We start from the raw sequence: 20,963 nt of genomic DNA on the forward strand, positions 1-20,963 counted from the left end.
TCACGCCGCCGCGGGGTCGTCGTGCGACGACGCGCGGGGATAGAGCGCACGGATGACCAGCCAGGTCACGGCGATCAGCGGCGCGAACAACGGCAGCCCCATCACGAGCTTGAGGGTTCCGAGCGCCGTGACGTCGCCGGCCAGGTAGAGCGGGAACTGCACGATCAAACGCGCGAAGAACAGCGCGGCCCAGGCGATACCCAGCCAGAAGAACGCCCGCCGCTTGCGACGATCCGCACGCCAGGCGGTGCCCTCCCCCATCAGGAATCCGACGGCGAGTCCGATGACGGACCAACCGATGAGAGCGGAGACGAGGATCGCCGAGCCGTATACCGCGTTCGTGATGAGGCCGGGGACGAAGTTGTCCTCGCCACGGCCTGTCCATAGGGCCAGCCCGGCGGCGGCCACGGCGGCGATCAGTCCGCCGAGGGCGGCCGACGGCGGCGACTTCTGCACCAGCCGGACGACGGTGAACACGGCGGCCAGACCGACGGACACTCCGAGGGGCAGCAGCAGGGGGTCCGGCCGGAGGGTGAACAGGATCACGAACGCGAGGCTCGGCAGCACCGACTCCAGGATCCCGCGCCAGCCGCCCATGGCCGACCAGACGACCTTGTGCGTCTGCGCGTTCTCGGACGGATCGAGCCCAGCCTTGCGCGCCGCACCGCCGAGGGCTGCTCCGAGGATCTCCGACGCGCTCTGCGTGCGCGGCTCCTCGGGGTCCGGCGTGGTCACGCGGAGCCCGGCGTCGCCGGCATCTTCAGCGGGATGAGGTCGCGCGGCGGCATGGGCGCTCCCCCGCGCACGACGACGATCGAGCGGAACAGGTCCTCGACCTTCGCCGCGGCCTCGGGGTCGGACGCCGCCGCGCCGCCGATCACGCCGCGCAGGAACCAACGGGGACCGTCGATGCCGATGAAGCGCGCGAGACGCAGGCCGGAGCCCTCGCTGGCCGTCGCGGGGACCTCGGCGAGGAGCTCCTTGCCGAGCGGTCCCTCCCGCTCCTCGACGCGACCGCCCTGCGCCTTGACCTGGTCGCGCAGCTGGACCCGCGTCTCATCCCAGAGACCGCCGCTGCGCGGAGCCGCGAACGGCTGCACCTGGAGAGAGGACTCGGCGTAGTCGAGCCCGACCGCCACGATGCGCTTGCTCTGCTCCTCCACCTCGAGCCGCAGGTTCAGGCCCTCGCGCGGCAGGATCTTGATCCCGCCGAGGTCGATGTAGGGGCGGACGGGGTTCGCCTCGGAGTCGTCGAACGGGCCCTCGGTGGCGCGGTTCTCCGGCGCCGACTTGGAGGGGGTGTCGTTGCTGTCGGTCATTTCGCCTGTCCTGCTTCGTTCTCGGGGGTCTGTGCCTGATAGCCGGTCGATCCGAACCCGCCGGCGCCGCGAACGCTGTCCGGCAGCTCGTCCACCGGAAGGAACCGGGCCCGAGTGACGGGCATCACGATGAGCTGCGCGATGCGATCGCCGACGGCGACATCGTACGCGCTGTGGATGTCCGTGTTGATCAGGCTCACCTTGATCTCTCCCCGGTAGCCGGCGTCGACGGTGCCGGGCGAGTTCACGATCGAGATGCCGTGCTTCGCCGCGAGACCGCTGCGGGGCACCACGAAGGCCGCATAGCCGTCGGGCAGCGCGATGCGCACGCCCGTGGGCACGAGAGCCCGATCCCCCGGCTCCAACCGCACGGCCTCGGCGGCGACGAGATCGGCTCCGGCGTCGCCCGGATGCGCATAGCCGGGGACCACTGCGGCGATAATGGGGACATCAACGGAATCGGTCACCCCATGAGGCTAATGCAGAACCCCGCAACGGACGCACGTCCCCGCTACCACGAACGACTGGCCCCCAGCCTGTGGCTGCTGGTCACGATCGCCCTGGCGGGACCGATGGTGTCCCTGATCTTCGTGCCGGTCGGCTCGACCTTCGCGCTGCTCCTCGGAGCGGCGGTCTCGGCGCTCCTCGTGGTGGCGGCCCTCGCCCTCGCTCCGGTGGTGTCGGTGCAGGACGGCGTCCTCCGAGCCGGACGCGCCCACATCGACGTGCGCTATCTCGGCGAGCCGACGGCACTGACCGGCGAGGAGGCGCGCAGCGCCAGAGGACCCGAGCTCCCGGCTCGCGGGTGGCACCTCATCCGCGGCGGCATCGACGGAGTCGTCGTGGTGCCGAACACCGATGAGGCCGACCCCGTCGTGGCCTGGACGATCTCGACCCGCACCCCCGACCGCCTCGCCGCGGCCATCCGCGCCGCACGGGACTGACCGCCCCGCAGACGACAGCGCGCCCCTGACCGGGATGGTCGGGGGCGCGTGGGGCGTCGCTCGGAGGGCTGCTCAGGCAGCGCACTCCTTGCAGATGGGGCCGTCGGGTCCCTCGTGGTCGAGCTGCGAGCGGTGCTTCACGAGGAAGCAGCTCATGCAGGTGAACTCGTCCTGCTGCGCGGGCAGCACGACGACATCCAGCTCGAGGTCGGAGAGGTCCGCGCCAGGGAGGTCGAAGCTCGACGGGTTGTCGGAGTCCTCGTCTCCGGTCGTGCCGGACAGCTTGTCCGGCACACGCTCCTTGAGGGCTTCGATCGACTCGGAGTCGTCTTCACTCTTTCGGGGAGCGTCGTAATCGGTTGCCATGCGGTGAATCTCCACTTTCATGGTGCGAGTGGGCGGGTGCGCCGTCGGGTAATCGGCGGCCATAGTTTGCATGACCGGCGGGCGTTTCGCAAATGCCCTCCCATGCGACAGGGCAAACTCACGGCACGCCCGCCGTATTCCCTGTCCCGGCCCGTCCGGCGTGACACCATGAACGCACACCCATCAGAGGGGCATTCGCATGGAAAACGTCACCATCGTCGGCACAGAAGCAGGAGTGCTCGTCCTCGCGACCGAGGCGGGCGAGCGGTTCGCGCTGCCCATCGACGCGGTGCTGCAGCGGGAGATCCGCCGCGCGACCCGCCAGGCCGAGCCGGCCGCACAGAAACTCGCCGCGAGCCCGCGGGATATCCAGGCGCAGATCCGCGCCGGTCTCACCGCCGCGGAGGTCGCCGAGCTCCTCGGGATCAGCGTCGACGACGTCGCCCGGTTCGAGGGCCCCGTCCTCGCCGAGCGCGAGCACATCATCGGCCAGGCCCTCGCCGTGCCCGTCCTCATCGGCAGCGAGGTCGAGCCGGACGCGCAGCCCACCTTCGGAGCTGCGGTCCGCGCCAAGCTCGCCGAGGTGTCCGCATCGTCCGAGCGCTGGGCCAGCTGGAAGGAGGAGTCCGGCTGGATCATCAAGCTCGAGTTCTCCGCCAACGACGTCGAGCACGACGCGCGCTGGAGCTTCGACCCGCGACGCAGCGCCCTCTCGCCCCTGAACGCCGATGCCACGCAGCTCTCCCGCCAGGGTTCACTCCCGGAGGGACTCATCCCCCGCCTGCGCGCGGTGGAGGCCGACCGTGCCGCCTCGCCCTATAAGGACGACAGCCGTTTCGATTCGGGTGCCTTCGGTCCCCGCCTCGTGCCGACGCCCGCCGCGGAGGCGGAGGAGCCGGCGCAGCCCGAGCGTTCGGCACCGGCGGTCCAGGACGCGGCGATCAACCGCGCACCCGACTCCGCCTCGACGAGCCCGGAGACCGCGGACCTCCTCGAGGCCCTGCGTCGTCGCCGCGGACAGCGGGAGCCGTCGCCGATCGAGCACGAGGTCGAGGAGATCCAGGAGGATTCCGACCCGATCGCCCTGTTCGCCGCGCTCGAGGAGCCGGACGACGAGCCCGAGGCTCCGGAACCCGCACCGCGTCAGCCCGGGTCGGGCGACAGCGAGGGCAGCGGACGCCGACGGCGCCGCAACGCGATGCCGTCGTGGGACGAGATCGTCTTCGGAGCGCGCACCGACGAGTGATCGTTCCGGGGCCCCGTCAGGAGGCGAAGGCCCCGAACCGCAGGAACGGTACCCGGGTCTCGTCCGGCGTGAGCGCTCCGTGCTGTCCCACCATCCCTCGGTTGCGCTGGTCCTCGGCGGTGCCGTCGTAGAGCGCGCGCACTCCGGTGGCGATGACCAGCACGTCGCCGATGCGATCGAGGACCTCATCGCGCACGACCGGACCGAAGAGGCCCGCCCGGACCGCCTCCTCTCGGGTGACGACATCGGCCGCGCCCTCGAGATCGCTGCGCAGACGCGTCGTCACCAGCGCCGCATCGGCGTCCGGCTCGCGGTAGAGGTGCAGCATGCGGGGTTCCCCACCGACATGACGGATGCCCCCGAGATGCTGCTCCTCGAGCACCACCTGCCGGTGGAACGGGACGTCGACCATGCCGTGGTCAGAGGTCACGACCACGCCGACCCGCGGAGGGACGCGAAGCGACAGCGCGCCGTCGATCCGCTCCAGGGCGGCCACCCACTCGGCAGAGGCGACACCGTGCTTGTGCCCCGCCTTGTCGACCTCGGGAAGGTAGCAGTAGACGAGCGATCCCGGATGCTCCTCGGCCAGCGTGTACGCGACCTCGATGCGTTCCTCCGGCGTCGCGGCAGGCACGAACGTCGCCCCCCTCAGCGTGGCGCGGGTGAAGCCGCTGTGCGCGTAGGTCGCGAGTCCGACCGCGAAGGTCTCCCGCCCGGCGACTGCCGCGCGCTCGAAGACGGTGGGCGCCGCCTGCCAGGTGAGCGGGTCGAGGCCGTCCGTCTCCCACCCGCTGAGCTGGTTCACGAGGACATCCCGTTTCGGGTCCCTGACCCGGTACCCGACGAGACCGTGTTCTCCCGGCCACACGCCGGTGGTGAGGCTCGTCAGCGCGGCGGCCGTCGTCGTCGGGAAGACCGTCTGCGCGATGTCCTTCTTCGTGATCGACGCGGTCAGCGACCGCGCGTGACCGGCATGCCCGCGGAGGCTGATCGCACCGAGGCCGTCGATCACGACCAGCACCACCGCGTCGGCGCGGGGCAGCGTGGCGGATTCGCCGCGGAGAGCGGCGCACAGGTCGTCCGCCACCCCGACGACGCTCCGGGCGCCCGGCGGCGCGGACGGTAGCATGAAGGACATCCGAGCCAGTCTGACACAGGCTCCCGTACGCCCTCAGGAAGTCCATGCCGAAAACCCCGCCGCCCGAGCCTGTCGAGGAACGCATCCAGGACATCGATCTCTCCCACGAGATGCAGGGCTCCTTCCTCGAGTACGCGTATTCCGTCATCTACTCGCGTGCGCTCCCCGATGCCAGGGACGGCCTGAAGCCGGTGCAGCGCCGCATCCTCTTCCAGATGGCGGAGATGGGATTGCGGCCGGACCGCGGCCACGTCAAGAGCGCCCGCGTCGTGGGCGAGGTCATGGGGAAGCTGCATCCGCACGGCGACTCCGCGATCTACGATGCCCTCGTCCGCCTCGCCCAGGAGTGGGCGCTGCGGGTGCCGCTCGTCGACGGTCACGGCAACTTCGGATCCCTGGACGACGGCCCGGCTGCCGCGCGATACACGGAGGCGCGCCTCGCCGCCCCCGCGCTGTCGCTCACCGAGAACCTCGACGAGGACGTCGTCGACTTCATCCCGAACTACGACGGCCAGTTCCAGCAGCCCGCGGTGCTGCCTGCGGCCTTCCCGAACCTGCTCGTCAACGGCGCCAGCGGTATCGCCGTGGGCATGGCGACCAACATGGCGCCGCACAACCTCATCGAGGTCGTCGCCGCGGCGACCCACCTCCTCGAGCACCCGGACGCCACCACCGAGGACCTCATGGAGTACGTCCCCGGCCCCGACTTCCCGTCGGGCGGGATCCTCATGGGGCTCGACGGCGTGAAGGACGCCTACACGACCGGTCGCGGCGCCCTCAAGGTCCGCGGACGCACGTCGATCGAGCCGCTGGGTCCCCGACGTACGGGCATCATCGTCTCCGAGCTCCCGTACATGGTCGGCCCGGAGCGTCTGATCGAGAAGATCCGCGACGCGGTGCAGGCGAAGAAGCTTCAGGGCATCAGCGACGTCACCGACCTCACCGACCGCAACCACGGCCTCCGCGTCGCCATCGGCATCAAGACCGGATTCGATCCCAACGCCGTCCTGGAGCAGCTCTACCGGCTCACGCCGCTGGAGGACTCCTTCAGCATCAACAACGTCGCGCTCGTCGACGGCCAGCCCCGAACGCTCGGCCTCAAGGAGATGCTCAGCGTCTACGTCGGCCACCGCATCGAGGTCATCACGCGCCGCAGCCGGTACCGTCTCGCCCGTCGGGAGGAGCGCCTGCACCTGGTGGAAGGGCTGCTCATCGCGATCCTCGACATCGACGAGGTCATCCAGGTCATCCGGTCGTCCGACGACACCGAGCAGGCACGCACCCGGCTCCGGTCCGTGTTCGACCTCAGCGAGCCGCAGGCCGAGTACATCCTCGAGCTGCGGCTGCGCCGCCTGACGAAGTTCTCGCGCATCGAGCTCGAGGCGGAGCGGGACGCCCTCCTCGCGGAGATCGCGTCGCTGCGGGAACTGCTCGCCAGCCCGGCGCTGCTGCGTGCCGCCGTCGCCCAGGAGCTGGACGCCGTGGCCGAGGCCTACGGGACGCCGCGCCGCACCCTGCTGATGAACGCGGCCCCGCCGAAGCCCCGCGCGACGAAGGGCGCGGTGGATCTGCAGATCGCCGACGGTCCGACCACCGTGGTCCTCTCGACGACGGGGCGCGCCGTGCGCGTGGACCTCGGCGAAGGACAGGAGCTCACCGCCCCTGCCCGGCGGAGCAAGCACGACGCCATCCTCGCGACCGTCGAGACGACGGTTCGCGGTGAGGTCGGTGCGCTCACGAGCACGGGACGCGTCGTCCGCTTCTCCCCCGTCGATCTGCCCTCGGTGCCCGGCACCTCCGTACAGCTCGCCGCGGGGACTCCGCTGCGCGACTACCTGGGGGTCACGACCAAGGGCGAGCGCATCGTCGGGTTCATCCGATTCGACAGCGACACCCCGGTCGCCCTCGGCACCGCGCAGGGAATCGTCAAGCGGATCGTGCCGTCGACCCTGCCGGTGCGCCCGGACCTGGAGGTCATCGGCCTCAAGAGCGGAGACTCGGTCGTCGGTGCGGCCGACGCGGCGGACGACGCGGACCTCGTGTTCCTGACGACCGACGCCCAGCTTCTGCGGTTCTCGGCCTCGGCGGTCCGCCCGCAAGGAGCACCCGCCGGCGGCATGGCGGGCATCAAGCTCGGCTCCGGCGCCGCGGTCCTCTTCTTCGGTGCCGTCACCCCGGACACCGACGTTGTCGTCGCCACGGTCGCCGGCGCGGAGAGCATCCTGCCCGGCACCGATCCGGGCCGCGCGAAGGTGTCGGCGTTCACCGAGTACCCGTCCAAGGGCCGCGCGACCGGTGGCGTCCGCGCCCACGCCTTCCTGAAGGGCGAGGACCGCCTCACGGTCGCCTGGGTCGGCCCCCGCCCGGCTCTGGCCGTCGACCCCACCGGCGCGGTGCGCAAGCTCCCCGAGCCCGGAGCGCGCCGCGATGCCTCCGGCCAGCCGATCGACGGCGTCATCGGCAGCATCGGCCGGACCCTCGTCTGACCCGTCCGCCAAGAAAGGGGACCCGGCCTCGCCGGGTCCCCTTCTTCGTCCCCGCCGCCCTCAGGCGTCGATGGCTTCGCGCGAGAGCTGGTCCGCGGAGTCGATGATGAACTCCCGCCGCGGGGCGACCTCGTTGCCCATGAGCAGCTCGAAGACGCGGCCCGCGGCCTCGGCATCCTCCATCCGTACCCGGCGGAGCAGGCGACCGGAACGGTCCATCGTCGTGTTCGCGAGCTGCTCCGCGTCCATCTCCCCGAGACCCTTGTACCGCTGGATCGGCTCGTGCCAGCGCTTGCCGGCCTTGCGGAGCTTGGCGAGCAGGGCGTGCAGCTCCTGCTCGCTGTAGGTGTAGATGGTCTCGTTCGGCTTCGAACCCGGGTTGATGACGATGATCCGGTGCAGCGGCGGCACGGCGGCGAACACGCGTCCATGCTCGATGAGCGGTCGCATGTAGCGGAAGAACAGCGTGAGCAGGAGCGTGCGGATGTGCGCTCCGTCGACATCGGCGTCGCTCATGAGGATGATCTTCCCGTAGCGCGCCGCGTCGATGTCGAAGGTCCGCCCGGAGCCCGCGCCGATCACCTGGATGATGGACGCACACTCGGCGTTGGACAGCATGTCGCCGACCGAGGCCTTCTGCACGTTGAGGATCTTCCCGCGGATGGGCAGCAGCGCCTGGAACTCGCTGTTGCGGGCGTTCTTGGCCGTGCCCAGCGCCGAGTCGCCCTCGACGATGAAGAGCTCGCTGCGCTCCACGTCGTTCGTCCGGCAGTCGACGAGCTTGGTCGGCAGCGTGGACGACTCGAGCGCGTTCTTGCGGCGCTGCGTCTCCTTGTGGGCGCGTGCGGACACACGCGCCTTCATCTCGGAGACGATCTTGTCGAGCAGCTGCGTGGCCTGGCTCTTGTCGTCGCGCTTGGTGGAGGTGAAACGCTGCTGGAGGTCCTTGCGCATCACCTGCGCGACGATCTGGCGGACCGCGGGCGTGCCGAGCACCTCCTTCGTCTGACCCTCGAACTGCGGCTCCGGCACGTTGACCGTGAGGACGGCGGTGAGGCCGGCGAGGACGTCGTCCTTCTCGAGCTTGTCGTTGCCGACCTTGAGCCGACGCGCGTTCTGCTCGACCTGGCTGCGGAGCACCTTCAGCAGCTCCTGCTCGAAGCCCTGCTGATGCGTGCCGCCCTTCGGCGTGGAGATGATGTTCACGAAGGAGCGGATGCGGGTGTCATAGCCGGTGCCCCAGCGCAGGGCGATGTCGACGGCGCATACGCGCTCAACCTCGGTCGCCACCATGTGGCCGTCGGGCTGCAGGACCGGGACGGTCTCGGTGAACGTGCCCTCTCCCTGGATGCGCCAGGTGTCGGTCACCGGCGGGTCGACCGCCAGGTATTCCACGAACTCGGAGATGCCGCCCTCGTAGAGGTACGAGGTCTCCACGGGGCCGGTCGGAGTGCCGTCCTCCCCCACCACTGCGCTCGCGGCGCGCTCGTCGCGGACCACGATCTCGAGGCCGGGGACCAGGAAGGCGGTCTGCCGCGCGCGGGTCTCGAGCTCGGCGAGCTGGAAGGCGGCGTCCTTGGTGAAGATCTGACGGTCGGCCCAGTAGCGCACACGCGTACCGGTGACCCCGCGCGGCGCCTTGCCGACGACGCGCAGCTCACTGTTCTCCTCGAACGGGGTGAAGGGCGCATCGGGCCGCTTCTCCCCCGAGTCCTGGTAGATGCCGGGCTCGCCGCGGTGGAAGGACATCGCGTAGGTCTTGCCGCCGCGGTCGACCTCGACGTCGAGGCGCTCGGAGAGCGCGTTCACCACCGAGGCGCCGACGCCGTGGAGACCGCCCGACGCCGCGTAGGAGCCGCCGCCGAACTTCCCTCCGGCGTGCAGCTTGGTGTAGACGACCTCGACGCCGGTCAGACCGGTCCGGGGCTCCACGTCGACGGGGATGCCGCGACCGCGGTCGTGCACCTCGACGCTGCCGTCGTCGTGGAGGATGACGTCGATGCGGGAGCCGTTGCCGGCGACCGCCTCGTCGACGGAGTTGTCGATGATCTCCCAGAGGCAGTGCATGAGCCCGGGCGAACCGTTCGAGCCGATGTACATGCCGGGGCGCTTGCGGACCGCTTCGAGTCCTTCGAGCACCTGGAGATGATGGGCGGAGTACTCGGCATTCACAATCTCCGAGTCTATTCGCGGGACGGTCCCGCCCCCCGCAGACACTCCCCGCGGCACCGCCTTCGCGCGTGTGCGCGTACGCGCTGAGCGAAACACGCCGTCGACCGGGCATGCCCCCAGGTGCAGCGTGGTTGTATTGAGCACGACCAACAAGGACGCCGACACCCGAGGAGGCCCCGAGATGAATGCAACGACCGAACGTGAGACCTCCGCTGTCGAGTACCGCCTGACTGCGATGGACCGGTGTGACTCGTGTGGAGCGCAGGCCTACATCGCCGCCGAGGTCAACGGCTCCGAGCTGCTCTTCTGCGCCCACCACGGCCGCAAGTACGAAGAGAAGCTGCGCAGCGTGGCCACGAGCTGGCACGACGAGACCGCTCGTCTCGTCGAGACGGTCTGATCAGCGCCTGAACCGGCCGAGCCGGTTCACTCCACGACCCTCCGCCGAATCCGCGGACCGAGGCGGGTGAGGATCTCCTCGCCCACCGTCGCGATCCGCTCGGCGAGGGTCGTCGCTGTCTCCTCCCCCTGCGTGCCCGGCCCGAAGATCGTCACCTCGTCGCCGACAGCCATCCCCGGCCAGCCCTCGACGGTCGTCGTCGCCAGGTCGATCTCGGGCGCCACGCGGGGGCCTGCCGGGGTACCGACCGTCATGCCGGCCAGCGTCGAGGGCAGGCCGTCGAGACTGCCGACGGCCACGACCGCGGCGTCGCCGTCGACCCGGACGACCGGGGCCACGAGACGTGCCGCCGGCTGCACACCGTCGAGATCCGGGCCGTCCGCCGAACGGATGCCGTAGCAGAACGCCCCGATCCGTGACACCGTGCCGCGCAGTTCCGGACGCCACCAGGATGCCGCCGACGCTGTGAGGTGCAGGGCCGCCGGCACAGCTCCGGACAGACCGGTGTGCTGCACGGCATCGAGGAACACGGACTGGGCCTCGTCGTCCTCGGCGTCGCTCGCCTCCGCGATGTGACTCCACACGCCCACGAGCGCGAGGGTGCCCGCGCTCTCGGCCGCCCTCGCCTCGGCAACGGCCGCCGCCCAGTCCTCCGGACGCACGCCATTGCGATGGAGGCCGGTGTCGATCTTGAGGTGCACCCGGGCACGCACACCGAGCACATCGGCCCGCGTGACGATGCGGCGCAGGTACTCGATGGTGCCGACGCCGAGCTCGATGTCCTGCAGGAGCGCCTCGTCGATCTCCTCGTCGGTCGAGGTCGCCCAGGCGAACACGGACGCGGTCCCGCCTGCGAGGCGCCGGACGTCGAGGCCCCCGCGCACGTCGTAGCTGCCGAACGTCGTCACCCCCGCCTCGCGCGCGGTCTCCACCGCCCAGCGGAGTCCGTGGCCGTACGCGTCGTCCTTGAGCACCAGCATCAACGTGGAGTCGCCCAGTCGGTCGCGCACGGCCGCGATGTTCGCGCGGAAGACGGCGCTGTCCAGGCGGAGTTCTGGTCGCATCGGCCCACCCATCATGCCTCCCATCCGCGCACGGCGTGAGCACCGGGGACGGCCACGAGCTCCGCGGGCGTCATCCCGGTGACCTCGGCCCAGCGGGCGATCGCGTCGGATGCGGGGCCGGTCCCGCCGAAGAACGTCACCGTGTCTCCCACCTCGGCCGCGGCGCCCTGGAGGTCGATCACACAGACGTCCATGGCGACTCGTCCGACGATGGGACGCAACGCGCCGGCGATCTCCACGTCGGCGTGATTGCCGAGAGAGCGGACGACACCCTGCGCGTAGCCGCCCGTCACGAGCGCGACCTCCGTGTCCGCTGCGGCCCGGAAGGTGTAGCCGTAGGAGACAGCCTCCCCCGCGCGCAGGCGCTTGGTGGACATGACCCGGCCGACCAGGCGCATGACCGGAGGTGTCGCCGGGATTCCCTCCGCGGACGGCAGCCCGTAGAGGAGGACGGGGTCGACGTCGGGCGTACCGACGGTCGTGGCGCTGATGCCTTCAAGGCGCAGGGCCTCGACTTCGCCTGGCGAGTCCACGAGGACCTCCTCGACGCCCGCGGCTGTCACCGCGTGGGCCACGGCGAGCAGTCCATGCCCCCATGCGTCGCGGCGGAGATCGGCACGGCGGCCCCCGGCACGGATCGCCGCGGACGCGCCGGCAGCAAGGGCCGAACGCGAGATCATCGCCTGCGGAAGCGCACTCGAACTCGTGTCACACACGTCCTCCAGCCTAGCTTCCGCGCTCTCAGGAGCCTGGGGGCTCCCCGCGTAGACTGGGACGTCGATCCCTAGACCCGGAGCTCCATGTCTCGTCTTTCTCTCGCGCCCCGCATCCGCTATCTCCTCGGCCGTGCCCGCCGCATCGACGTCGGTTCGGTGTTCGAACGGGCGAAGGAGGCCTCGGCACAGCACCACCGTCCCGTTCCCACGATCGTCGCCGACATGCTCTGGTCGGCGGCCCGCCACAACGTGGGCTTCCAGGACTACATCGACTACGACTTCGCGATGCTCAACCGTGCCGAGCGCGAGACGTACATGACGCACCCGGTGTCCAACCAGCTCTCCCAGAAGTACGACCACCCCGACTTCCGCTGGATCTTCCAGGACAAGATCGAGTTCAACCGGAAGTTCTCCGCACATCTGCATCGCGAGTGGATGGTGGTCGAGGAGGGCAACGCCGACGAGGTCCGTGCCCTCACGGAGCGCCTCGGAACGATCGTCACGAAGGAGCCGGTCGGCCAGGCCGGGACCGGTGTGCACCGATATCACGCCGCCGACATCACGGACTGGACCGAGTTCCACCGCGGTCTCCTCGACCGCGGCGAGCTGCTGATCGAAGAGGTCATCCGCCAGCATGACGACCTGGCGGCCGTGTGCCCCGGGACCGTGAACACCACCCGCATCACCGCCTTCTTCGACGGGGAGAAGGCGCACATCCTCGCAATGGCGCAGAAGTTCGGCCGCGGCGCGGTGAGCGATCAGATGACCTTCGGCGGCTTCTACACGATGCTCGACGAGAACGGGCACGCCGTGGGGGCCGGCTATGACTCGCACGGGCACGTGCACGAGACCCACCCGGACTCGGGCTTCCGCATCGCCGACTTCCAGCTGCCCTACATGGACGAGGTGCGCGCTTTCATCGATCAGGTCGCCCGGGTCGTGCCGCAGGTGCAGTACGTCGGATGGGACGTCGTCGTGACCCCGGACGGCCCCGTGCTCGTCGAGGGGAACTGGGGGGCGGGCGTCTACGAGAACAAGCCCAGCGTCACCGGCATCCGTACCGGGCACAAGCCGCGCTACCGCGAGGTCATCGGCTTCTGACCTTTCGACAGCTCACCCTTCGACAGGCTCAGGGACCCCGCATGGGTCGCTGAGCGCGTCGAAGCGCCGGGCCACCCCTGTACATGCGAACCGGCCCCTTGCGTTCACACGCAAGGGGCCGGTTCGGTCGTGAAGGGGTGGGTCGAGCTGTTCAGACCGCGCGGACGATGCCGAGCGGGGTGGACTCGAGGCCCTGGCCGAGCGGATTGTCCCCGAGGATCTTCACCAGCCGCAGCTCCCCCGCCTTGTCCAGGGTGGAGCCGAGGATGTTGCCGCCGAGATCGTTGATGTCGACCACGGCCACCTCGGCCTGGCCGCCGATCAGCGTCTTCAGGTGCGCCGCAACCCGGTCCGGGTCCTTCGGCCCGAGCACCACAGCCTCGTTGTACGGCGGGATGGTGTGCTTCGTCGGTCCGTCGATCGCGCGGGCCTTGTCCCCCGCGATGCGGTAGAAGTCGCCCTTGCGCCCGAACGCCTTGGTGACCGCCGAGACGGCCGCCGCGAAGAGGATGCGCGGCGTGCCGCACTCGCGCAATGCCATCTCCATCGTCTCGGGCATGCCGAGACCGATGCCGTACGGCGTGCGGGTGACGTACTTCGACAGGAACAGCGCGAGCTTGCGCGGCTTGATCTCGTCGAGGCGGTAGGACCGGCCCTGCGTGATCGCGACGATCTTCTCGGTCACGAAGAGCAGGTCGCCCGGCTGGACGGCGGCCTTCGCGTACTCCGTGATGATGGCGTCGAGATCGTCGTCCGGCATCACGACGCGGGTGCGCAGCGGGATCCGCGCGTAGCTCTTTCCGTCGACGCTCGTCTCGAGCGCCTTGCCCTCGTTCGCCTGCATCACTCGAGGTAGTCCCGCAGCGACTGCGAGCGGCTCGGGTGGCGCAGCTTGGCCATCGTCTTGGACTCGATCTGGCGGATGCGCTCGCGCGTCACGCCGAACGTGTCACCGATCTGGTCGAGCGTCTTCGGCTGACCGTCGCCCAGGCCGAAGCGCATCCGGATCACGCCGGCTTCGCGCTCGGAGAGGGAGTCGAGGAGCTGCTCGAGCTGACGCTGCAGCATCGTGAAGCCCACGGCGTCGGCGGGGACCACGGCCTCGGTGTCCTCGATGAGGTCACCGAACTCGCTGTCTCCGTCTTCGCCGAGCGGGGTGTGCAGGGAGATCGGCTCGCGGCCGTACTTCTGCACCTCGACGACCTTCTCCGGAGTCATGTCGAGCTCGCGGCTCAGTTCTTCCGGGGTGGGTTCGCGACCGAGGTCCTGCAGCATCTGTCGCTGCACGCGGGCGAGCTTGTTGATGACCTCGACCATGTGCACCGGGATGCGGATGGTGCGGGCCTGGTCGGCCATGGCGCGGGTGATGGCCTGACGGATCCACCAGGTCGCGTAGGTCGAGAACTTGAAGCCCTTGGTGTAGTCGAACTTCTCCACCGCGCGGATGAGACCGAGGTTGCCCTCCTGGATCAGATCCAGGAACTGCATGCCGCGACCGGTGTAGCGCTTGGCGAGGGAGACGACGAGACGGAGGTTCGCGCCGAGGAGGTGGCTCTTCGCGCGCTGGCCGTCACGGGCGACCCACTGCAGGTCGAGTCCGAGCTGGCTCGTCTTCTCGGCGGGGGACATCGCGGAGAGCTTCTCCTCCGCGAACAGACCCGCCTCGATGCGCATCGCGAGCTCGACCTCTTCGGCCGCGTTCAGCAGCGCGACCTTTCCGATCTGCTTCAGGTAGTCCTTGACCGGGTCGGCCGTGGCACCGGTGATCTGGGTCGAGTAGACCGGGACCTCTTCGTCGTCCTTGGAGGAGATGACGATCGCGCCGGTCGGCAGCGGCTCGGTGAAGGCCGGCTTCGCGTCGTCCTCCTCCTCGTCGCCCGCGGCGTCCTCGGAGCCCTCGGCTGCGGCGGCGTCGTCTTCCTCGACGACGTCGTCCGACTTCTTCTTCTTCGCGGGGGCGCGCTTGGCCGCGGCGCGCTTGGGCGCAGGAGCCGCTTCGGTCGTTTCGACGTCCTCGACCTCGGGATCCGCGGTGATCTGATCGGCCTTCTTCGTCCGCGTGTTCTTCGTCGTGGCAGGAGTCACGTTTCGCCTTTCACGGGGCCGCTGGGAGACCCCGGGACATTTCGGACACTAGTAAGACCCTTGTCAAGTCCAGTGCTCGAAAACACTGATTGACAACGGGTCGGACTCCTAGTATCGCACACGTATGGCGATGAGGACGCATTCCCGCCCGATCCGCTGCGAGAGATTCAGCCGCGTCCCGGCTTGTCCTCGTCACCCGACGGCCGAGATGCGAGGTAGCGCTCGAGCTCGGCCGCGAGTTCGTCGGCGCTGGGCAGGTCGCGTTCGCTGAATCCGCCCTCGTCGTACGAGTCGTCCTCGGGGTCACGACCGGCCATGTAGGCGTCGTACCGGCGCTCGAGGTTGTGCACCATCTGCTGCAGTTCGTCGTTCGCTGCGACCTGCTCGTCGACTCGGGCGAGGTAGTCCTCACGGCGCTCCTGCACTGCGTCGAGCATGAGCACGAGGCCGGTCGAGGCCATGAGCTTCTCCGCCGCTGCACTGACCGCCTCCGGATTCTCCGTCTCCGCGAGGTAGTGCGGCACGAGGAGCACGAAGCCGACGACGCGCTCCCCGCGCTCCGCGAACCGGTACTCGAGCAGGTGACCCGCGGTCGCCGGGACCTGCGTGCGCGGACGCCACACGGAGTGCGACACGACGAGGTCGCGCCGGTTCCCGCTCACCGTCGTCCCGATGGGGCGCGTGTGCGGCACGGGCATCGCGATCGAGTGGACCCAGTGCAGCCCCGAGGCCTCGAACTCCGCAGCGAGATCCAGGACGGTCTCCGCGAAGGCGTTCCACGCGAAGTCGGGCTCGTAGCCCGTGAGCAGCAGGAACGGGCGTCCCAGCGCGTCCGTGGCGAGGGAGAGCTCCAGACGGGGCGGGCGGAACTCGGCAAGGTGGTCCTGGTCGAAGGAGATGACCGGGCGGCGTGCGCGGTAGTCCAGGAGCACATCGTTGTCGAAGACCGCGAGCGGCTGCGGCGACGTCGTCTCCCGCAGATGATCGATGAGCCCCGACACCGCACTGCCCGCGTCGGTGAAACCGGTGAGCAGCATCACGAGAGGCAGGCCGTGGGGCACCGTGGGGGCGTTCGCGACGCGTTCGTGGATCTCTCCGGAGAAGGGCATGTCTCCATGCTACGAGCCGCACCCGGAGCCGGGCTCTGACGTGTCTCGCTGAGAGCGAACACACCCCGGCCGGCGGACCGACGACCCCGGGGCGGAGATCCTAGGATGGAGAGCATGACGCTTCCCGTGCTCTCGCACACCACCGATCAGTTCCCCGGAAGCGCTGCCGATGCCGCAGTGCTCGTCGTCCCCGATCTCTCCGAGTCGGCCGAGTCGCTGGCGGCTCACCCCGGTCTCGCCGACGCTCTGGCGGGCATCGGCTTCACCGGCGCCGCCGGTGCGTTCGCTCGGGTCTACGCCCCCGAGGTGACGCCCCTCCCGTTCGCCGTCGTCGGCGTCGGCTCCACCGTCGACGACGCCTCCGTACGGAGCGCAGCCGGCGCGGCTCTCCGCTCCCTGACCGGCTTCGACACCGTCGCGCTCGGCCTCGCCGGCGGTCTCGAGGAGCACGCGGCTGCCGCGGCGGAAGGCGCCGTCCTCGGCGGCTACCGCTTCGACGACTACCGCGCCGAGAACGGCAGGAAGAAGCGGGCGACGGCGGTGGTCGTCCACGCCCCGCTCGACGACGAGACGATCGCCCGCGCTCACGCCACGGGTGAGGCCGTCGCTCTCATCAAGGACCTCGTGAACGTGCCCGCCGAGTGGCAGAGCCCCGCGCAGCTGGCGCAGAGCGCCGCCGACAGCGTCGCGGACCTCGACGTCACCGTGGAGATCCTCGACGAGACCGCTCTCGCGGAACAGGGTTTCGGTGGCATCCTCGGCGTCGGCCAGGGATCCGACCGGCCGCCGCGCCTCGTCCGCCTCGACTACGCGCCGGCGGACGCGCAGCGGCACATCGCCCTCGTCGGCAAGGGCATCACCTTCGACACCGGCGGACTCTCCTTGAAGCCGGCGGCTTCGATGGTCGGCATGAAGTTCGACATGGCCGGTGCCGCGACCTCCCTCGCCGCCCTCCGCGCCATCGCGGCCCTCCGCCTCCCCGTGCACGTGACCGCCTGGCTCTGCATCACCGACAACATGCCGTCCGGTCGTGCTCTCCGCCCCGGGGACGTCATCCGCATCCTCGACGGCACCACCGTCGAGGTGCTGAACACCGACGCGGAGGGGCGCCTCGTCCTCGCCGACGGTCTGGTCGCCGCGAGCCGGGAGAACCCCGACGTCATCATCGACGTCGCGACTCTGACCGGCGCGATCGTCGCAGCCCTCGGCCACCGTCACACCGGCGTCTTCGGCGACGACGAGACGGTCGCGGAGTTCCTCGCCGCGGCCGCCCGCACGGGAGAGCCCGCGTGGCACATGCCGCTGCCCGCCTACATGGAGGAGACGCTCGACTCCCCCATCGCCGACATGATCAACGCCAACATGGGAGATCGGATGGGCGGCGCGTCCTTCGCCGGTCTCTTCCTCCGGCGCTTCGTCGGCCGCACCTCGGACGCGGACGACGCGCCGCGCATCCCCTGGGTGCACCTCGACATCGCGGGATCCGGTGAACACGCCGGCGCCCCCTACGGCTTCACAGAGAAGGGCCCCACGGGGGCGATGGTCCGATCGATCATCGCCTTCGCCGAAGCAGCATCCCACCCGGAGGCATGACACCCATGACAACCCACACCTTCGACATCGTCGTCCTGGGCGGCGGCAGCGGCGGGTACGCCGCGGCACTGCGAGCCAGCGAGCTCGGCAAGTCCGTCGCACTGATCGAGAAGGACAAGGTGGGAGGCACGTGCCTCCACCGCGGGTGCATCCCGACGAAGGCGCTGCTGCACGCCGCCGAGGTGGCGGACCACGTGCGTGACGCCGCCTCGGTCGGCGTCACGCATTCGTTCGGCGGGATCGACCCGGCGGGCGTGCGCACGTATCGCGAGGGCATCGTCGCGAAGAAGTACAAGGGCCTCGAGGGGCTCGTCAAGGCGCGCGGGATCACGACGGTCGCTGGGCTCGGCCGCCTGAACGCGGACCGGAGCGTCACTGTCGGCGACGATGTCTATGTCGGCACCGACGTCATCCTCGCCACCGGCTCGTACAGCCGCTCCCTGCCTGGTCTGGAGATCGGCGGACGGATCCTGACCAGCGAGCAGGCACTCGCCCTGGACGTGATCCCGGAGCGGGTGCTCATCCTGGGCGGCGGCGTGATCGGCGTCGAGTTCGCGAGCGTGTGGCGCTCCTTCGGAGCCGAGGTGACGATCGTGGAGGCGCTGCCCCACCTCGTCCCGAACGAGGACATCGCGATGAGCAAGGGCCTCGAGCGTGCGTTCCGCCGCCGGGGCATCCAGTACTCCCTGGGCGTGCGCTTCCAGACTGCCACCCAGGACGACTCGTCCGTCACGGTCACGCTGGAGGACGGCAAGGAGTTCACCGCCGACTACCTCCTCGTCGCCGTCGGCCGCGGCCCCGCCACCGCCGACCTGGGATTCGAGGAAGCAGGCGTGCGCCTGGACCGCGGGTTCGTGACGGTGGACGGCGACCTCCGCACCGGCGTCCCCGGCGTGTGGGCGGTCGGCGACATCGTCCCCGGCCTCCAGCTCGCCCACCGCGGGTTCCAGCAGGGCATAGCGGTCGCCGAGCGCATCGCGGGCCTCTCCCCCGTGAACGTCCCTGACGTGCAGATCCCGAAGGTCACCTACTCGAGCCCGGAGGTCGCCTCGGTCGGTCTGACGGAGGAGGCGGCGGTCGCCGCGCACGGTGCCGACGCCGTCCACTCCTACGAGTACAACCTCGCGGGGAACGGGAAGAGCGAGATCATCGGCACGGGCGGCCTCGTCAAGGTCGTCCGCCTCAAGGACGGTCCCGTGCTCGGTGTGCACCTCCTCGGCGACCGCGTCGGAGAGCTCATCACCGAGGGACAGCTCGCGGTCGCGTGGGAGGCTCATCCCGAGGACATCGCGCCGCTCATCCACGCCCACCCGACCCAGAGCGAGGCCCTCGGCGAAGCCTTCCTCGCGCTGGCCGGAAAGCCCCTGCACGCCCTCTGAGCACCAACCGGTGCCCGAGTCACTAAGCTAGACAAGCGTCATACAACTTCTGAAGGAGACTCAGTCATGAGCACATCCGTGGTCCTCCCCGCTCTCGGTGAGAGCGTCACAGAGGGTACGGTCACCCGCTGGCTCAAGCAGGTGGGAGACACCGTCCAGGCGGACGAGGGCCTGCTCGAGATCTCGACCGACAAGGTCGACACCGAGATCCCCTCCCCCGTCACCGGCGTGATCGAGGAGATCCTCGTGGCCGAGGACGAGACCGTCGAGGTCGGTGCTCTGCTGGCCCGCATCGGCGACGGCAGCGGTGCGGCACCGGCCGACGATGCCCCTGCTGCGGCTGAGGCCGCCCCGGCTGAGGCCGCCGCCCCCGCCGCTCCGGAGCCCGCCGCGGCTCCCGCGGCCGAGCAGCAGGCACCCGCCGATTCCGCTCCCGCCGAGTCCGCGCCTGCGGCTCCCTCCGGCGACGCCACCGACATCGTGCTCCCCGAGCTCGGTGAGAGCGTCACCGAGGGCACGGTCACCCGCTGGCTCAAGCAGGTCGGCGACTCGGTCGAGGTCGACGAGGCGCTCCTCGAGATCTCCACCGACAAGGTCGACACCGAGATCCCGTCGCCGGTCGCCGGGGTGCTGCAGGAGATCGTCGCCGGCGAGGACGAGACCGTCGAGGTCGGCGCCGTGCTGGCACGCGTCGGATCCGGTGCTGCTCCCGCAGCCCAGCCCGAGGCTCCCGCTGCTCCGCAGGCCGAAGCCCCTGCCGCTCCGCAGGCCGAGGCGCCCGCCGCTCCGGCTCCGCAGGCCGAGGCTCCGGCTGCACAGCCCGAGGCTCCCGCTGCTCCCGCTCCGCAGGCCGAGGCCCCCGCAGCGCCCGCGCAGGCCGCTGCTCCGGCACAGCCCGCGCAGGCGGAGGCCCCCAAGCTGTCGCTGCCGACCGAGAGCGACAACCTCTACGTGACCCCGCTCGTGCGCCGTCTGGCTGCGCAGCAGGGTGTGGACCTGGCCACGGTCAAGGGCACCGGCGTCGGAGGCCGAATCCGCAAGGAGGACGTCCTCAAGGCCGCAGAGACCGCCACCGCCGCACCGGCAGCCGCTGCAACGCCGGCTCCGGCCCCCCTGGAGGTGTCGCCGCTGCGCGGGACCACCCAGCCGATGTCGCGCCTGCGCAAGGTCCTCGCCAAGCGTGCGGTCGAGTCGATGCAGCAGACGGCCCAGCTCACCACGGTGGTCGAGGTGGACGTCACCGCTCTCGCCGAGTACCGCGACAGCGTCAAGGCGTCGTTCCTCGAGAAGACCGGCGACAAGCTGTCCTTCCTGCCGTTCTTCGCCCTCGCCGCGGCGGAGGCCCTGCAGGCCTTCCCGATCATCAACGCGACGGTCGACGGCGAGCAGATCGTCTACCCGGCGTCCGAGAACGTCTCGATCGCGGTCGACACCGAGCGCGGTCTGCTCACGCCGGTGCTCCGCGACGCTGCGTCGAAGAACATCGCCGAGATCGCCCACGAGATCGCCGATCTCGCGGCGCGCACCCGCGACAACAAGCTGAAGCCCGACGAGCTCGCCGGCGGCACGTTCACGCTGACCAACACCGGTTCGCGCGGCGCGCTGTTCGACACGCCCGTGGTGTTCCTGCCGCAGTCGGCGATCCTCGGCACGGGCACGGTCGTCAAGCGCCCGGGTCTGGTCAAGGTCGGCGGCACGGACGCGATCGCGGTCCGCTCCTACGTGTACCTGGCTCTGTCGTACGACCACCGCATCATCGACGGTGCCGACGCGGCACGCTTCCTCGGTGCGGTGAAGGCTCGCCTCGAGGCTGCGCAGTTCAGCGGCCAGCTCGGCGCCTGACCG

At 70.2% G+C, this 20,963-nt stretch carries 19 protein-coding genes; 8 read left to right on the forward strand and 11 right to left on the reverse strand.

What is annotated here, in order from left to right; all coding sequences use genetic code 11:
* From AC3B5L_RS09270 to dut, 3 genes are read right to left on the reverse strand one after another with little or no spacing between them, the layout of a single operon-like run.
* Nucleotides 1–735, reverse strand: coding sequence for a DUF3159 domain-containing protein (locus tag AC3B5L_RS09270; RefSeq protein ID WP_490095670.1), 735 nt, complete (start codon nucleotides 733–735; stop codon nucleotides 1–3).
* Nucleotides 732–1,319, reverse strand: coding sequence for a DUF3710 domain-containing protein (locus tag AC3B5L_RS09275; protein ID WP_060921813.1), 588 nt, complete (start codon nucleotides 1,317–1,319; stop codon nucleotides 732–734). Before AC3B5L_RS09275 ends, AC3B5L_RS09270 begins: the two co-directional genes overlap by 4 nt.
* Complete coding sequence (gene dut, locus AC3B5L_RS09280) at nucleotides 1,316–1,786, reverse strand: dUTP diphosphatase (RefSeq protein WP_187661564.1); 471 nt, start codon at nucleotides 1,784–1,786, stop codon at nucleotides 1,316–1,318. Before dut ends, AC3B5L_RS09275 begins: the two co-directional genes overlap by 4 nt.
* Before the next feature lie 12 nt (nucleotides 1,787–1,798).
* Between dut and AC3B5L_RS09285 the strand changes: the two genes are divergently transcribed.
* Entirely contained in the window at nucleotides 1,799–2,263 is a 465-nt protein-coding gene (locus tag AC3B5L_RS09285) for a DUF3093 family protein (RefSeq protein WP_187661565.1), read from the forward strand.
* A gap of 72 nt (nucleotides 2,264–2,335) precedes the next feature.
* Here AC3B5L_RS09285 and AC3B5L_RS09290 read toward each other — a convergent pair whose 3' ends face one another.
* Nucleotides 2,336–2,629: a DUF4193 domain-containing protein gene (locus AC3B5L_RS09290; protein ID WP_060921810.1), complete on the reverse strand. Its 294-nt coding sequence runs from the start codon at nucleotides 2,627–2,629 to the stop codon at nucleotides 2,336–2,338.
* A 199-nt stretch (nucleotides 2,630–2,828) separates the two neighbouring features.
* Between AC3B5L_RS09290 and sepH the strand changes: the two genes are divergently transcribed.
* On the forward strand, nucleotides 2,829–3,875 hold the full coding sequence (gene sepH / locus AC3B5L_RS09295; RefSeq protein ID WP_187661566.1) for a septation protein SepH: 1,047 nt from the start codon (nucleotides 2,829–2,831) through the stop codon (nucleotides 3,873–3,875).
* Nucleotides 3,876–3,891: 16 nt separating this feature from the next.
* Here sepH and AC3B5L_RS09300 read toward each other — a convergent pair whose 3' ends face one another.
* The gene (locus AC3B5L_RS09300) at nucleotides 3,892–5,013 is read right to left on the reverse strand and encodes an alkaline phosphatase family protein (RefSeq protein WP_490095671.1); all 1,122 of its coding nucleotides are present in this window, start codon (nucleotides 5,011–5,013) and stop codon (nucleotides 3,892–3,894) included.
* 44 nt (nucleotides 5,014–5,057) lie between these two features.
* On the opposite strand from AC3B5L_RS09300, the gene AC3B5L_RS09305 reads away from it, so the two are divergent.
* On the forward strand, nucleotides 5,058–7,499 hold the full coding sequence (locus tag AC3B5L_RS09305) for a DNA gyrase/topoisomerase IV subunit A (protein WP_490095672.1): 2,442 nt from the start codon (nucleotides 5,058–5,060) through the stop codon (nucleotides 7,497–7,499).
* A gap of 60 nt (nucleotides 7,500–7,559) precedes the next feature.
* On the opposite strand, the gene AC3B5L_RS09310 is transcribed toward AC3B5L_RS09305, so the two are convergent.
* Complete coding sequence (locus tag AC3B5L_RS09310) at nucleotides 7,560–9,671, reverse strand: DNA gyrase/topoisomerase IV subunit B (protein WP_490095673.1); 2,112 nt, start codon at nucleotides 9,669–9,671, stop codon at nucleotides 7,560–7,562.
* A gap of 181 nt (nucleotides 9,672–9,852) precedes the next feature.
* Between AC3B5L_RS09310 and AC3B5L_RS09315 the strand changes: the two genes are divergently transcribed.
* Complete coding sequence (locus AC3B5L_RS09315; protein ID WP_187661569.1) at nucleotides 9,853–10,071, forward strand: DUF7455 domain-containing protein; 219 nt, start codon at nucleotides 9,853–9,855, stop codon at nucleotides 10,069–10,071.
* Nucleotides 10,072–10,097: 26 nt separating this feature from the next.
* Here AC3B5L_RS09315 and AC3B5L_RS09320 read toward each other — a convergent pair whose 3' ends face one another.
* Both AC3B5L_RS09320 and AC3B5L_RS09325 read right to left on the reverse strand, forming a co-directional pair.
* Entirely contained in the window at nucleotides 10,098–11,135 is a 1,038-nt protein-coding gene (locus AC3B5L_RS09320) for an alanine racemase (RefSeq protein ID WP_490095674.1), read from the reverse strand.
* A gap of 11 nt (nucleotides 11,136–11,146) precedes the next feature.
* Complete coding sequence (locus AC3B5L_RS09325; protein ID WP_232089028.1) at nucleotides 11,147–11,851, reverse strand: alanine racemase; 705 nt, start codon at nucleotides 11,849–11,851, stop codon at nucleotides 11,147–11,149.
* Between the two features lie 84 nt (nucleotides 11,852–11,935).
* On the opposite strand from AC3B5L_RS09325, the gene AC3B5L_RS09330 reads away from it, so the two are divergent.
* The gene (locus AC3B5L_RS09330) at nucleotides 11,936–12,952 is read left to right on the forward strand and encodes a sugar-transfer associated ATP-grasp domain-containing protein (RefSeq protein WP_025103580.1); all 1,017 of its coding nucleotides are present in this window, start codon (nucleotides 11,936–11,938) and stop codon (nucleotides 12,950–12,952) included.
* A gap of 151 nt (nucleotides 12,953–13,103) precedes the next feature.
* Here AC3B5L_RS09330 and AC3B5L_RS09335 read toward each other — a convergent pair whose 3' ends face one another.
* From AC3B5L_RS09335 to AC3B5L_RS09345, 3 genes are all read right to left on the reverse strand, one after another.
* On the reverse strand, nucleotides 13,104–13,796 hold the full coding sequence (locus tag AC3B5L_RS09335; protein WP_071328695.1) for a coenzyme F420-0:L-glutamate ligase: 693 nt from the start codon (nucleotides 13,794–13,796) through the stop codon (nucleotides 13,104–13,106).
* Nucleotides 13,796–15,037, reverse strand: a complete 1,242-nt coding sequence (locus AC3B5L_RS09340) for an RNA polymerase sigma factor (RefSeq protein WP_187661572.1) — start codon at nucleotides 15,035–15,037, stop codon at nucleotides 13,796–13,798. The genes AC3B5L_RS09335 and AC3B5L_RS09340 overlap by 1 nt, the downstream gene beginning before the upstream one ends.
* Nucleotides 15,038–15,204: 167 nt before the next feature.
* Nucleotides 15,205–16,146 (reverse strand): proteasome assembly chaperone family protein, encoded by a 942-nt coding sequence (locus tag AC3B5L_RS09345; RefSeq protein ID WP_187661573.1) that lies wholly within the window; start codon nucleotides 16,144–16,146, stop codon nucleotides 15,205–15,207.
* Between the two features lie 114 nt (nucleotides 16,147–16,260).
* On the opposite strand from AC3B5L_RS09345, the gene AC3B5L_RS09350 reads away from it, so the two are divergent.
* The 3 genes from AC3B5L_RS09350 to sucB all read left to right on the forward strand — a co-directional run bounded on the left by AC3B5L_RS09350 (nucleotide 16,261) and on the right by sucB (nucleotide 20,960).
* A complete protein-coding gene (locus AC3B5L_RS09350) occupies nucleotides 16,261–17,739 on the forward strand; it encodes a leucyl aminopeptidase (protein WP_490095675.1) in 1,479 nt (492 codons plus the stop codon).
* 5 nt (nucleotides 17,740–17,744) lie between these two features.
* Nucleotides 17,745–19,118, forward strand: coding sequence for a dihydrolipoyl dehydrogenase (gene lpdA, locus AC3B5L_RS09355; protein WP_490095676.1), 1,374 nt, complete (start codon nucleotides 17,745–17,747; stop codon nucleotides 19,116–19,118).
* 66 nt (nucleotides 19,119–19,184) lie between these two features.
* Nucleotides 19,185–20,960, forward strand: coding sequence for a 2-oxoglutarate dehydrogenase, E2 component, dihydrolipoamide succinyltransferase (gene sucB, locus AC3B5L_RS09360; RefSeq protein ID WP_315637712.1), 1,776 nt, complete (start codon nucleotides 19,185–19,187; stop codon nucleotides 20,958–20,960).
* Nucleotides 20,961–20,963 lie beyond the last annotated feature (3 nt).

The sequence above is a fragment of the Microbacterium sp. C-MGS6 genome (genome assembly GCF_058140415.1).